This is a genomic window from Nonomuraea sp. NPDC050540 (assembly GCF_044457485.1).
Classification (GTDB): Bacteria; Actinomycetota; Actinomycetes; order Streptosporangiales; family Streptosporangiaceae; genus Nonomuraea.
The window spans coordinates 39326-53256 of record NZ_JBITHA010000029.1; the positions used below are offsets into that span (position 1 = coordinate 39326).

The window sequence follows — 13931 nt, forward strand, 5'->3', positions numbered from 1 at the left end:
AGGACGAAACCCTGTGAATCCGCAACGCCCGAGCGGCATGCCGTACCGGAAATACCGGCCTGTTCAGGAGCGGGTCGAGGTGCCACTGACCGAGCGCCGCTGGCCCGCGAACCGGATCGAGACCGCGCCGCTGTGGGTCCCCGTGGACCTGCGCGACGGCAACCAGGCGCTGGCCGAGCCCATGGACACCCCGCGCAAACGCCGCATGTTCGACCTGCTGACCGGCATGGGCTACAAGGAGATCGAGGTCGGCTACCCCTCGGCCAGCCAGACGGACTTCGACTTCGTGCGGCATCTGGCCGAGGAAGGGAACGTTCCCGGCGACGTGACGGTCGTGGTCTTCACCCCGGCCAGGCAGGACCTGATCGAGCGGACGTTCGCCTCGATCGAGGGGCTGCCGCGCACGGTCGTGCACCTGTACACCGCCACCGCGCCGGTCTGGCGGGACGTGGTGCTCGGGCGCGGGCGCGAGGAGGTGCACGCGATGATCCGGCGGGCGGCGACGCTGATGGCGCGGCTGGCGGGCGACACGACCCGCTTCCAGTTCTCGCCCGAGGTGTTCAACCTGACCGAGCCCGACTTCGTGCTGGAGATCTGCGACGGGCTGACCGGGCTGTGGGACGCCTCGCCCGACCGGCCGGTGATCCACAACCTGCCGGCGACGGTCGAGGCGGCCACCCCGAACGTGTACGCCGACCAGATCGAGTACATGCACCGCAACCTGTCCAGGCGCGACTCGGTGATCCTGTCGGTGCATCCGCACAACGACCGCGGCACCGGCGTGGCCTGCGCGGAGCTGGCGGTGCTGGCCGGGGCCCAGCGGGTGGAGGGGTGCCTGTTCGGCAACGGCGAGCGTACCGGGAACGTGGACCTGGTCACGCTCGCGCTCAACCTGTACGCCCAGGGCGTGGACCCGATGATCGACTTTTCCGACATCGACCGGATCCGCGAGGTCGTGGAGCACTGCAACCGCATCCCGGTCCACCCCCGCCACCCCTACGGCGGCGAGCTCGTCTACACCGCCTTCTCCGGCACCCACCAGGACGCCATCAGCAAGGGCCTGGCCCGCCACGCGGGCGGGCACTGGGAGGTGCCCTACCTGCCGATCGACCCGGCCGACGTCGGCCGCACGTACGAGGCGGTGATCCGGGTCAACAGCCAGTCCGGCAAGGGCGGCGTCGCCCATCTGCTCAGGACCGGCTACGGCCTGGACCTGCCCGCCCGGCTGCGCGCCGACTTCTCACAGGTGGTGCAGCGCGCCACCGACGCCAGCGGGCGCGAGGCCACGCCGGAGGACCTGTGGGAGCTGTTCGCCGCCACCTACCTCACGCCGGGCCGCACCGGCTCGCCCGGCGACAGCGTGGACGGCCTCCTCCGCGAGCTGGCAGCAGCCGGGATCAAGGCCGAGATCCTGGAACTCACCACCCAGGACGAAGCCGCCTACGCCGAGTGCCGGGTGAACGGCGCCACCTGGTGGGGGGCGAGCCGGGACACCCCCGTGCGGGCCGTGCTGTCCGCGGTCAACCGGGCCCTCGCGTCCGTTCGGCCCGCTCCGTGAGATAGCGCTGCTCGGGCAGGCTGGTGGTACGGCGGGCCGCCTCGCGATAGGCGTCGTGGGCCGCCGCCACCTCCCCCGCCAGCTCCAGCAGGTGCGCCCGCACCGCGTACAGCCGGTGGTTGGCGGCCAGCGGCGCGGCCAGCGCGTCCACGAGCTCCAGGCCGGCCCGAGGCCCGCGGACCATGGCGACCGCGACCGCGTGGTTGAGCCGCACGACGGGGTTGTCCGACACCCCGGCGAGCAGTTCGTACAGGGCGAGGATCTGCGGCCAGTCGGTGTCCTCGGCCTTGGGCGCCTCGTCGTGGACGGCGGCGATCGCGGCCTGCAGCTGGTAGGGCCCGAGAGCGGTCCCGGCCAGGGCGGTGCTGACCAGGTCGACGCCTTCGGCGATCATCGCCCGGTCCCACAGCGAGCGGTCCTGCTCGGCCAGCGGGATCAGGCGGCCGCCGGCGTCGGCGCGGGCCGGCCGCCTGGCGTCGGTGAGCAGCATGAGGGCCAGCAGCCCGGCGACCTCCCCGTCGGCGGGCAGCAGGCGGCGCACCGCGCGGGTCAGCCGGACGGCCTCGGCGGTCAGGTCGGTGCGGTGCAGGTCGGGGCCGGAGCTGGCGGTGTAGCCCTCGTTGAAGATCAGGTAGAGCACGTGCAGGACGACGCGGAGCCGTTCGGCCCGCTCGCCTTCCGGCGGCAGCGTGAACTGCGCGCCGGCCGTCCTGATGCTCTGCTTGGCGCGGCTGATGCGCTGGGCCATCGTGGCCTCGGGCACCAGGAAGGCGCGGGCGATCTCGGCGGTGGTGAGGCCGCCGACGGCGCGCAGCGTGAGCGCGATCTGCGAGGGGGCCGACAGCGCCGGGTGGCAGCACAGGAACAGCAGCGTGAGCGTGTCGTCCCGGTCGGGGATCGGTTCGTCCGGCTCGGGGCCGGCCCAGGCGGAGACCGTCTCCTCCCTGCGGCGCCGGGACGCGTCGCTGCGTACCTGGTCGATGAGGCGGCGCGAGGCGACCGTGACGAGCCAGGCGCGCGGGTTGTCGGGCAGGCCGCGCTCGGGCCACCGGACCGCGGCGTCCAGCAGCGCCTCCTGGACGGCGTCCTCGCACGCGTCGAACTGCTCGTGGCGGCGTACGAGGACGCCGAGGACCTGAGGCGCGAGCTCGCGCAGCAGGTCCTCGACGGGCCTCACCTACTCGACCTCGCCGATGACCGGGCGGATCTCCATGGCGCACAGCGCGGCGTCCGGCCAGCGGGCGGCGATCTCGGTCGCGCGCTCCATGCTGTCGACGTCGACGGTGATGTACCCGGCCATGAGCTCCTTGGCCTCCAGGAACGGCCCGTCGGTGACGACCGGCACGCCGTCCCTCACCTTGACCGTGCGCGAGCCCTCGGACAGCGCCATGCCGCCGACGAACTCGCCGGACTCCTGCAGCTCGCTCATGATCTCGTCGACCTTGGCCATGACGGTGTCCATGTCCGCGTCGATGGCCTTGCGCGACTCGGCGTTGTTGTAGATCAGCAGCATGTATTTCATGCACGTGCTCCTCTCGTGTCACCCCTGAGTCGGAGCGAAGCCGCGGGTCTCTACATCCACCAGGGAGAATACTCAAAGATCATGGCTGGGCTTTGACGAGACGCGCCTCGCGCAGGGTGTGCGCCCACCAGCTGAGCCGCTCCAGCATGTGGTTCAGCTCGGCGTTGCAGGTCGCGGTGGCCTTGGGCCAGGTGCCGTCGGCGGCGAAGAGCTCCCAGTAGCAGGGCAGGGTGACCGCCTCGCGGATGCCCACCGCGTCGAGTTCGGTGAAGACCTGGCGCAGCTGGCTGATCGCGTGGTGCCCGCCGGACTCTCGGCCGTAGCCGACGAAGGCGACGGGCTTGGCGCGCCACTCCTCGTAGTACCAGTCGATCGCGGTCTTCAGCGGCGCGGGGAAGCTCCGGTTGTACTCGGGGGTGACGACGGCGAAGGCGTCGGCGGCGGCCAGGCGCGGGGCCAGGGCGGCGACCCGCGGCGGCAGGGGCTCGTCGGGGTCGGTGAGGTCCTGCGGCAGGCGGGTCTCGGCCAGGTCGACGAGGTCGATCTCCAGGTCGGCGCGGCGCCTGGCCTTGGCGGTCAGCCAGGCGGCGACGGTCGGGCCGAAGCGGCCGTGCCGGGTGCTGGCGACGATGACGGCGAGCCGGATCACGGCTGGATGTTGAGGTTGAGGCGGAACATGTTGCCCGGGTCCCAGGCGCGCTTGACCTCGCGCAGCCGGCCCAGGTTCGCCGCGGTGTAGGCGTTCGCGGTGCGCGCCGGGTCGTTCGCGAAGTTGAGGAAGGACCTTCCGACGGCGTACGGCAGCGCCACGGGCTTGGTGACGATCACGGAGAACTCGGTGTCGCGGTGGCCGGCCGGCCCGGCGCCGGGCCCCGGGTTGGCGATCGCCCCGCCCCAGTGGCGCACCTCCACGGCGGCGCCGTCCACGTCCGCGGCGGTCTCCAGGACCTCGTCCGGCAGGCTCTTGTACAGCTCCAGCGTGACCGCGGGGTTGCCGCCCATGGCCGCCGAGGCGAAGGGGATGACCCGCAGGTCGTCCTGGACGACCGTGCCCATGCGGCGCAGCAGCGGCTCGACCGCCGCCCGGTCCGGGCCCATGGCCTTGATCACGAGGGTGCGTTCCCTGGTCAGGACGGCCGCGGTGCTCAGCTCCTGCGGCGCGGCGGCGGCCCAGTCGCGGTAGGCGGCCAGCTGGGCGGCGGCGTCGGTGACGGCGAAGGTGACGGCGCCGGCGCAGACCTCGGAGACCGGGTACAGCCGGAACTCCAGCGAGGTCACCACGCCGAAGTTGCCGCCGCCGCCGCGCAGGGCCCACAACAGCTCGGGGTTGTGCTCGGCGTCGGCGGTGACGATCCGGCCGTCGGCGGTGACGACCTGGGCGCTCAGCACGCTGTCGGCGGCGAAGCCGTACCTGCGGGCCAGCCAGCCGAGGCCGCCGCCCAGGGTGTAGCCGGTGACGCCGACCGTCGGGGAGGAGCCGGACAGCGGCGCCAGCCCGTACGGCGAGGCGGCGGCGAGCACGTCGGCCCAGACGGCGCCGGGCCCGACGGTGGCGGTGCGGCGGTGCGGGTCGACCGTGACGGTGTTCATGTCGGTGGTCTTCAGCAGCAGTCCGCCGTCGGAGGCGACGTGGGTGCCGTGGCCGGTGGCCTGGACCGCCAGCGGGAGCCCGCGCTCGCCGGCCGCCAGCACCGCCATGCGGACGTCGTGCGCGGTGAAGGCACGGGCCACGAGGGCGGGACGGGCGTCCATGTCCGGCCTGAACGGCTGGCTGCGCTGCTCGTCGTAGCCGCTCTGGCCGGGCAGGTAAGCGGTGAAACCGAGGTCGGTGGTGAACGTCTGCTGCGTCATGGCCTTACTGTGCGCCCCGGCGTTTACGGAATCTTTCTCATCCACTTACGGTGGCCCTTATGCGTTTCGGCATTCTGGGACCCCTGACCGTTTGGACCTCCGGCGGCCGGCCCGTCAGCGTGCCGGGACTCAAGGTGAGAGGCCTGCTCAGCGACCTTCTCGTGCACGCGGGGCGGCCGGTCCCCGCCGACCGGCTCGTGGACGACCTGTGGAGCGACGACGAACTGCCCGGCAACCCGCCGGCCGCGCTGTCCGTGAAGGTGTCGCAGCTGCGGAGGATCCTGGAGGACGCCGAGCCCGGCGGGCGCGACCTCGTCGCGAACACCCCCGCGGGCTACGTGCTCAGGGGCGAGTGCGACGCGGCGTCCTTCGAGTCGCTGCTGGCCGAGGCGGCGGCCGCCGAGGAGCCCAGGGCCCGCGCCAAGCACCTGGCCGAGGCGCTGGCGTTGTGGCGGGGCCCGGCCTTCGCCGACTTCGCCGACCACGACTTCACCCGCGCCGCCGCCGCGCGCCTGCACGAACTGCGGCTGACCGCCCGCGAGGACCAGGCGGAGGTACGGCTCACGCTCGGCGAGCACGCGGCGCTCGCCGCCGAACTGGGCGACCTGCTGACCGAGCACCCGCTGCGCGAACGGCTGCGCGCGGCCCACATGCGCGCCCTGTACCGCTCCGGCCGCCAGAGCGAGGCGCTGGCCAGCTACGAGACGCACCGCGAGGTGCTGGCCGAGGAACTGGGCCTGGATCCGGGCCCGGACCTGGCCGCGCTGCAGCGGGCCGTACTGGTGCAGGATCCTGCGCTGGCCGCCCCGGCGGCGAGTGCGACGGCGGGCCCCGCCCGGCCGAAGGGCAACGTCCCGGCCCCGCTGGGCGCGCTCATCGGCCGCGAGGAGGCCGTCGCGGAGATCCTGGCCAGGGCCGGCGAGGAACGCCTTGTCACGCTCACCGGCCCCGGCGGCGTCGGCAAGACGCGGCTGGCCGTCGAGGTGGCGGGCCGGATGTCGGCGCCCGACGGGGTCTGGCTGGTGGAGCTGGCCGCCGTGGACCGTCCGGGCGACGCCGACGCGGTCGCCAGGCTGGCCGAGGCGATCGGCGTCGTGCTGAGCCTGCAGGGAGCCGGTGACCCGGTGGAACGCCTGGCCGAGACGCTGCGCTCGCGCCAGGCCGTCCTGGTGCTGGACAACTGCGAGCACGTGATCGATCCGATCGCCGAGCTGGCCGGGCGGCTGCTGTCCCGCTCACCCGGCCTGCGGCTGCTCGCCACCAGCCAGGAGCCGCTCGGCCTGGCCGGTGAGCTGGTGTGGAGCGTGCCGCCGCTGCGCGTGCCCGGCCCCGGCGAGGCGGCCGGGCGCGTACGACAGGCCGCCGCGGTCCGCCTGTTCGTGGAGCGGGCCGCCGCCGCCGACCGGCGCTTCACCCTCGACGACGAGGACGCCGCGGCGGCCGCGGTGCTGTGCCGGCGGCTCGACGGGATCCCGCTGGCCTTGGAGCTGGCCGCCACCCGGGTGCGGGCCCTCGGGGTGAGCGGGGTCGTGGAGCGTCTGGACGACCGGTTCCGGCTGCTGGCCACCGGGCACCGGGGCGCGCCGCCGCGGCAGCAGACGCTCATGGCGATGATCGACTGGAGCTGGGAGCTGCTCGGCGAGGAGGAGCGGGCGGTGCTGCGGCGGCTGGCCGTGCACGCGGACGGCTGTTCGATGGAGGCGGCCGAGGAGGTGGGCGGCTCGGGCGGGCTCGACGTGCTCGACCTGCTCGCCCGGCTGATCGACCGGTCGCTGGTGAGCGCGCACGAGGGACGCTACCGGCTGCTGGAGTCGGTGGCCGCCTACTGCGTGGAGCGGCTGCGGGAGGCGGGCGAGCTGGAGGAGATGCAGGCCCGGCATCACCGCTACTACACCGGGCTGGCGGTGCGGGCGGAGCCGTACCTGCGCGGGGGCGAGCAGCGGCGGTGGCTGCGGCGGCTGGACGCCGACGCCGCCAACCTGCGCGCGGCGCTCGGCCACGCGGTCAGGAACGGCGCGGCCGGCGACGCGCTCGCGCTGGCCGGGGCGCTCGGCTGGTACTGGTTCCTGCGGGGCCGGCTGTCGGAGGGCGTGCGCTCGCTGACGGCGGCCCTGGCCCTGCCCGGCGGCGAGCCCCGGCAGCGGGCCGTCGCGCTGGCCTGGAAGACGGGCCTGGAGTTCTTGCACCGGCCGGAGGCCTCGGGCGAGGCGGCGGCCGGGCGCGCGGCGCTGCGGGCGGCGGCGCTCGACGCCTTCGGCGCGGACGGGCCGGAGAAGGCGCGGGCTCAGTGGTTCCTGGCCTACACCTCGGTCGACCTGGGCGACATGGCCGCGGCGGAGGAACTGGCCGCTGCGGCGCTGCCGGTCTTCGAGGCCCACGGCGACGCGTGGGGCACGGCGGCCGTGCGCGCCTTGCGGGCCAAGCTCGCGCACGTGCGCGGCGACGTCGCCGGGATCGAACGCGACGCCGAGATCAGCCGGGCGGCCTTCACCCGGCTGGGCGACCGCTGGGGGCTGATGGAGGCCAACGGCTGGCTCGGCGGCGCGGCCGAGTTCCGCGGCGAGGCGCGCGAGGCGGAACGGCTGCAGCGCGAGGGACTGCGCATGGCCGAGGAACTGGAGCTGTGGGTCGAGGTCGCCGGGCGGATGGGCTGGGTCGGCTGGCTGGCCCACCAGCGCGGCGACTACGACGAGGCCGTCGCGATGTGCGAGCGGGGTTTGGAGCTGGCCAAGCTGCAGGGCCACCACCCCTCGCAGGTGCTGGCCGCCATGTCGCTGGCCTTCGCCGCCCGCCGGCGCGGCGAGCTGGAGCGGGCCGACGCGCTGCTGCGTGAGATCCGGGCGCTGGCCTCTCCCGAGGACGAGGTCGCCGAGCCGCCGCCGTACCTGCCGCTCGTGCTGGCCGAGCAGGCGTTCGTGGCCGAGGGCCTCGGCGAGGCCCGGCGGGCGCTGCGGCTGAGCCTGGCCGCGCTCGACGCCTCCGAGGCCCTGCGCGACGAGCTCGGCTTCCCCCTCGGGCAGCTGGCCCTGGCCACCGCGCTGGCCGCCTGCGGGCGCCCCGAGCAGGCGGCGGGCCTGGTGGCGATCCACGACGAGCTGCGCGAGGGCACCCCGGTGAGCGCGGCCGAGCAGCGGGACCACGACCGCCTCGCCGAGCGGCTGCTGGCCGAGCTGGGCGAGGAGCGCTACAAGGCGGCGCGGGCCGCGGACCAGACGAGAGAAGATCTGATCAATGCGGCACGAACCATGCCGCAATAAGCTCTAACGTGGGGTTTCATGAAGGAACTTTCGTGGCCTGAGGTCAGTGCGCGGCGGCTGTTGCGTCAGGGACTGGCCGACCCGGTCAAGGACGCCTCCCCGGCCGACCTCGCCTCGGCGATGGCCGGCGTCCACGCCCAGGTGCTGTCGGCGGGCGAGCACTCGCTGGCCCTGCGCCTGGACGGGGCGACCAGGACCGACGTGCAGAAGGCCCTGTGGCAGGACGGCGGCCTGGTCAAGACCTACGGGCCGCGCGGCACCGTGCACCTGCTGGCCACCCGCGACCTGCCCATGTGGGTGGGCGCGATGTCCACGATCCCGGCCGTGCACAACACCTTCCCCGACGGGATACGGCTGACGCCCGGCCAGACCGAGGAGGTCGTCGAGGCGCTGCGCCGGGTGCTGACCGGTGCCGTGCTGACGATGGACGAGCTCAGCGAGGCGGTCGTGGCGGAGACGGGCCCGTGGGCCGGTGACAAGGTCATGCCCGCCTTCCAGGACATGTGGCCGCGCTGGCGGCAGGCGGTGGCCCACGCCGCCCACCGCGGCGCGTTGTGTTTCGGCCCGAACCGGGGCAGGAAGGTCACCTTCACCGCCCCGCCCGCCTTCGAGCCCGCCCCCGGCGGCGGAGCGCTGGCCGCGGCGTACCTGCACGCGTACGGCCCGGCCACGCCGCAGCAGTTCGCCCGCTGGCTGGGCACGCCGGTCGGCTGGGCGAGCCAGGCGTTCGGCGAGCTGGAGCTGGAGGAGGTGGCCTACGAAGGAGGCAGGGCGTGGGTACTGGCCGGTGACACCTCGGCCCCTGCCGCTCCGGCGCAGGGGGTGCGGCTGCTGCCGTACTTCGACGCGTACACGATCGCCGGGCAGCCGCGTGAGCTGCTCTTTCCCGGCCGGGCGTTCGAGCGGGCGCTGGCCAGGGGGCAGGCGGGCAACTACCCGCTGGTCCTGCTCGACGGGGTCGTCGGCGGGGTGTGGCACCAGAAGCGCTCGGGCAGGAGGATCGCGGTCACCGTGGAGACGCTCGAACCCCTCTCCCCCGCCCACCGCGACGAGCTCGACGAGCAGGTCGCCCGGCTCGGCGAGATCATGGAGGGCACGCCCGCGCTGACGCTCGGCCAGGTCAGCGTGGGCCCGCACGCATAACCTGGACGCCATGGACTCCATGATCCGGGTCAGGGACGCCCGCGAGCACAACCTGCGCCACGTCGACCTCGACGCCCCTCGCGACGAGATCGTGGTGTTCACCGGCGTGTCCGGCTCGGGCAAGTCGTCGCTGGCGTTCGGCACCGTCTACGCCGAGGCCCAGCGCCGCTACCTGGAGTCCGTCGCCCCCTACGCGCGCCGCCTCATCGAGCAGGCCGGCGCGCCGCAGGTGGGCGACATCACCGGCCTGCCGCCCGCGGTCGCGCTCCAGCAGGCGCGCGGCGGCGGCAGCACCCGCTCATCGGTCGGCACCGTCACCCACCTGTCGAACGTGCTGCGCATGCTGTTCTCCCGCGCGGGCGAGTATCCGCCGGGAGCCGCGCCGCTCGACTCCGACGCCTTCTCCCCCAACACCCCGGCCGGCGCCTGCCCCCACTGCCACGGGCTCGGCACCGTGCAGGAGGTCACGGAGGAGAGCCTGGTCCCCGACCCGTCTCTGAGCGTGCGCGAGGGCGCGATCGCCGCCTGGCCGGGCGCCTGGCAGGGCAAGAACTACCGCGACATCCTCGCCGAGCTGGGCTTCGACGTGGACCGCCCGTGGCGGGAGCTGCCGGCCGAGCAGCGCGAGTGGATCCTCATGACCGACGAGCAGCCCGTCGTCACCATCCACCCGGTCCGCGACGCCTCCCGGATCACCCGCCCCTACCAGGGAACCTTCGCCAGCGCCAAGCGCTACGTGCTGCACACCTACGCCACGACGAAGAGCGCCGCGCTGCGGGCCAGGGCCGAGCGGCACCTGGTGTCCTCACCGTGCCCGGTCTGCGCGGGGCGGCGCCTGCGGCCGGAGGCGCTGGCCGTACGGTTCGGCGGAAAGGACATCACGCAGCTGGCCGCGCTGCCGCTCACCGACCTCGCCGAGGCCCTCGCCGCCGACCCCGGCCTGGACGGCGCGCGGGCGCAGGCCGCGCACGCCCTGGCCGAGAACCTGCGCGGCCGCGTCGAGACCATGGCCGAGCTGGGCCTCGGCTACCTCAGCGCCGACCGCACGACCACCACGCTGTCGGCGGGCGAGCTGCAGCGGCTGCGGCTGGCGACGCAACTGCGCTCCGGCCTGTTCGGCGTGCTGTACGTGCTCGACGAACCCTCCGCCGGCCTGCACCCGGCCGACACCCGCGCGCTGGTCGCGGCCCTGCACCGGCTGCGCGCGGCGGGCAACTCGCTGTTCGTGGTGGAACACGACCTCGAGGTGGTACGGCAGGCCGGCTGGATCGTCGACGTCGGCCCCGGCCCCGGTGAACACGGCGGCCGGGTGCTGTACTCGGGCGACGTGCCGGGCCTGGCCGGCGTCGAGGAGTCGGTCACCCGCCGCTACCTGTTCGGCCGTCCCCCGGCCTCCAGGACGCCGCGTGTGCCGTCGGGCTGGCTGGAGCTGCGCGGCGTCACCCTGCACAACCTGCGCGAGGTGGACACGAGCTTCCCGCTCGGCACGTTCACCGCGGTGACCGGCGTGTCGGGTTCCGGCAAGACGACCCTGGTGACGCACGTGCTGACCGACGCGGTGGAGACCTACCTGGCCGGCGAGGTGCCGGCGGTGAAGGCGAGCGGCCTGGAGCAGGTGGCCCGCCTGGTACGCGTGGACCAGAAGCCGATCGGCCGCACGCCGCGTTCGAACCTGGCGACGTACACGGGCCTGTTCGACGCGGTGCGCAAGATGTTCGCCGCGGCTCCGGCGGCGCGCGAGCGCGGCTACGACGCCGGCCGCTTCTCCTTCAACGTGCAGGGCGGGCGCTGCGAGAACTGCCAGGGCGAGGGCGAGATCTCCATCGAGATGCTGTTCCTGCCGGGGGCCGTCGCGCCGTGCCCGGTCTGCCACGGCCGCCGCTACAACGCCGAGACGCTGGAGGTGCGCGTCGACGGCCGGTCCATCGCCGACGTGCTCGATCTCACCGTGGACGCGGCCCGCGAGGCGCTGTCCGGTCTGCCCGCCGCCGCCCGCAGCCTGGACACGCTGGCCGAGGTGGGCCTCGGCTACCTGAGGCTCGGGCAGCCGGCCACCACACTGTCCGGCGGCGAGGCGCAGCGGGTGAAGCTGGCGGGCGAACTGCAGCGCGTACGCCGCGACCACACCCTGTACGTGCTGGACGAGCCGACCTCCGGCCTGCATCCGGCCGACGTGGACCGGCTGATGGCCCAGCTCGACGGGCTGGTGTCGGCGGGCAACACGGTGGTTCTGGTAGAGCACGACATGGACGTGGTCGCCCGCGCCGACTGGGTCGTCGACCTCGGCCCCGGCGGAGGCGCGGCGGGCGGCCGGGTGGTGGCCGCGGGTCCGCCGCGCTCGGTCGCCGGCTCCGAGGCCTCCGTCACGGCCCCGTTCCTGGCGGCGCGGCTGCGGCCCGCTCCGGATGCCGCTGCCGGGCAGGGGTGAGCAACGCCGCGGCGGCGATCGCCAGGCAGCTGACCCCGGCGAAGACGAACACCGGCGTCGAACCGAACCGGCCCGCGCCCCAGGTCAGCGCCGCCGCGCCCAGCGGCCCCAGCGAGTAGTGGATGGTCCAGAACGCCGAGGTGACCCTGCCGAGCAGATGGCTGGGCGTGACCTGCTGGCGCAGCGACAGGCTGCAGATCCCGGCCACGCTCACGCAGGCCAGGTAGAGCCCCATGGCGGCGCCGATCCCCCACACGGTGCCGATGAACCCGATGGCGCCGATCGCCAGCCCGGCGGCGGCCAGCGCGCTGACCCACGTGGGCCCGAACCCGAGCCGCCCGCGCAGCCGGGTCACCAGTGTCGCCCCGATCATCGTCCCGACCGCCCCGATGCCGAGGACGACGCCGATGACGGCGTCCGGCTGGCCCAGGTCGTGCTTCAACCGGAAGATCACGATGTCGGTGAGCCCGAGCGTCAGGAAGATGAAGAACGACAGCAGCACCGTCAGCGCCCGCAGCACCGGCTGCCGCCACAGGAACACCGCCCCTGCCACCAGTTCCCGCCAGGGCGCGCCGTGGACGGCGGGCCTTTCGTGCCGGGCGAGCCTGACCATGTAGACGCCGACCGCGGACAGGGCGAAGCCGACGGCGTTGATGCCGATCGCGGCCGTGGGCCCGAGCCAGCCGGCCACGACGCCGGCCAGCATCGGGCCGAGCACGCTGGCGGCGGCGGCCGTGGCGTACAGCTTGCCGTTGGCCTCGGTGACCCGGTCCTCACCGACCAGGGTGGGCACGGAGGAGACGTACGCCACCTGGAAGACCATGCCTACCGCGGCGGCCAGCGGCAGGACGGCGTACAGGAGCCAGACCTTGGGTCCGCTCAGCCAGGCCAGCGGGATGGTGGCGTACAGGACGCACCGCACGATGTCGCAGCCGATGAGCAGCTTGCGGCGGTCGAAGCGGTCGACGGCCACACCGGCGAAGATCCCGGCGACGACGCCGGCGGCGCCGGAGACGCCGGTCAGCAGGCCCATCTGGGCGACGGAGCCGGTGACGTTGAGGATGAGCAGCGGGACGGCGATGATCGCGAAGGAGTCTCCCGCGACGGACAGCGTCTGGGCGCCCCAGAAGACCGTGAAGTCGCGCTGACGCCATAAGGGCCGCCGGTCCGCCTGGGTGTCCTGGTGCATGAGGCTCCTACAGGTCGAACTGGTACTGGTGCGTGCTGCGGTAGGCCCGGTAGCCCAGGCGCTCGTTGACCGCCGGCATGTGGACGTCGTCCTCGGCGGTATCGGTCTCGACCTCGGTCAGGCCGGGATGCTCGGCGCGTAACCTGCGTACCATCGTGGCCTTGAGCCAGAGCCCCAGGCCGTGGCCGCGATGCGCGGGCACCACCGCGGTGCCGTACTGCGCGGCCCGGCGGCGCTCCCCCGCGCTGATCACGATCTCGGTGTATCCGGCCATCGTCTCGCCGTGCAGCGCGGCGAGGGTCAGCAGGGTGTCGCCGCGATCGGCCATCACCTTGGCCATCTCCCTGACGGCGGCGGCGTCCCAGCGCCGGACGCCGTGGCCCATCTCGCCGGTGGGCATGTCGTTCACGGCGTTCCTGGCCTCGGCGAAGGCGCCGGCCAGGCCGTCGGGGACGGTGCCGGTCCAGAACGCCAGGTCGTAGCCGGGCCGCGCGGTGTCGGCCTCCCGGCAGTCGGCCTGGGCCAGGTCGAGCAGCAGGTGCCGGAGCGTCAGCACGCGCCGCAGGCCGCGGGCCGCGCAGAAGGCGTCCCCGGGACCGTCCGCGGCCACCGCCGTGATCATCGCCCGCCGCCGCTCGGCCCGCGCGGCCGACACCGCCGCCGCCAGCAGCAGCGACCCGGCGCCGCCGCGCCGCCGCTCGGGCCGCACGTGCAGGTCGAGCTCGCTCAGATGGTCCATGCCCGGCGCGTCGAACAACCGCAGCGCCGCCACCCCGGCCACCGGCCCGCCGGGCTCGGCCGCCATCCAGACCAACCGGCGGCTCTGTAAGGGCGGCACGGTCAGCTGGGCCCGGGTGGGCACCGGCCGACCCGGAAGATCGTGCCCCAGCGACGCGGCCATCACCCCGTGCCACGCCTCGGCCTGCTCCGCCGACACCTCCGCCGACGGTGTTCCCTTGATCGTGTACGGCATGCCGACCACC

Annotated in this window: 10 protein-coding genes; 4 read left to right on the forward strand and 6 right to left on the reverse strand. The window is 74.2% G+C overall.

Going from position 1 to position 13931, the window contains the following annotated elements:
- Nucleotides 1-37 precede the first annotated feature (37 nt).
- Nucleotides 38-1558 (forward strand): 2-isopropylmalate synthase, encoded by a 1521-nt coding sequence (locus tag ACIBI5_RS51005; RefSeq protein ID WP_397258614.1) that lies wholly within the window; start codon nucleotides 38-40, stop codon nucleotides 1556-1558.
- Here the strand turns inward: ACIBI5_RS51005 and ACIBI5_RS51010 are convergent.
- The 4 genes from ACIBI5_RS51010 to ACIBI5_RS51025 all read right to left on the reverse strand — a co-directional run bounded on the left by ACIBI5_RS51010 (nucleotide 1521) and on the right by ACIBI5_RS51025 (nucleotide 4931).
- Entirely contained in the window at nucleotides 1521-2735 is a 1215-nt protein-coding gene (locus tag ACIBI5_RS51010; RefSeq protein ID WP_397258544.1) for an RNA polymerase sigma factor, read from the reverse strand. The genes ACIBI5_RS51005 and ACIBI5_RS51010 overlap by 38 nt on opposite strands.
- A complete protein-coding gene (locus ACIBI5_RS51015) occupies nucleotides 2736-3080 on the reverse strand; it encodes a YciI family protein (protein ID WP_397258546.1) in 345 nt (114 codons plus the stop codon).
- Nucleotides 3081-3159: 79 nt separating this feature from the next.
- On the reverse strand, nucleotides 3160-3729 hold the full coding sequence (locus tag ACIBI5_RS51020; protein WP_397258548.1) for an NADPH-dependent FMN reductase: 570 nt from the start codon (nucleotides 3727-3729) through the stop codon (nucleotides 3160-3162).
- Nucleotides 3726-4931 (reverse strand): FAD-binding oxidoreductase, encoded by a 1206-nt coding sequence (locus tag ACIBI5_RS51025; RefSeq protein WP_397258550.1) that lies wholly within the window; start codon nucleotides 4929-4931, stop codon nucleotides 3726-3728. Before ACIBI5_RS51025 ends, ACIBI5_RS51020 begins: the two co-directional genes overlap by 4 nt.
- Nucleotides 4932-4990: 59 nt before the next feature.
- On the opposite strand from ACIBI5_RS51025, the gene ACIBI5_RS51030 reads away from it, so the two are divergent.
- From ACIBI5_RS51030 to uvrA, 3 genes are read left to right on the forward strand one after another with little or no spacing between them, the layout of a single operon-like run.
- A complete protein-coding gene (locus ACIBI5_RS51030) occupies nucleotides 4991-8188 on the forward strand; it encodes a BTAD domain-containing putative transcriptional regulator (RefSeq protein WP_397258552.1) in 3198 nt (1065 codons plus the stop codon).
- 18 nt (nucleotides 8189-8206) lie between these two features.
- On the forward strand, nucleotides 8207-9331 hold the full coding sequence (locus ACIBI5_RS51035; RefSeq protein WP_397258554.1) for a winged helix DNA-binding domain-containing protein: 1125 nt from the start codon (nucleotides 8207-8209) through the stop codon (nucleotides 9329-9331).
- A gap of 10 nt (nucleotides 9332-9341) precedes the next feature.
- Nucleotides 9342-11759, forward strand: coding sequence for an excinuclease ABC subunit UvrA (gene uvrA / locus ACIBI5_RS51040; RefSeq protein WP_397258556.1), 2418 nt, complete (start codon nucleotides 9342-9344; stop codon nucleotides 11757-11759).
- On the opposite strand, the gene ACIBI5_RS51045 is transcribed toward uvrA, so the two are convergent.
- Together ACIBI5_RS51045 and ACIBI5_RS51050 are read right to left on the reverse strand one after the other, a co-directional pair.
- A complete protein-coding gene (locus tag ACIBI5_RS51045) occupies nucleotides 11695-12948 on the reverse strand; it encodes an MFS transporter (RefSeq protein WP_397258558.1) in 1254 nt (417 codons plus the stop codon). The genes uvrA and ACIBI5_RS51045 overlap by 65 nt on opposite strands.
- Nucleotides 12949-12955: 7 nt before the next feature.
- Complete coding sequence (locus tag ACIBI5_RS51050) at nucleotides 12956-13921, reverse strand: GNAT family N-acetyltransferase (protein ID WP_397258560.1); 966 nt, start codon at nucleotides 13919-13921, stop codon at nucleotides 12956-12958.
- Between the last annotated feature and the right edge of the window lie 10 nt (nucleotides 13922-13931).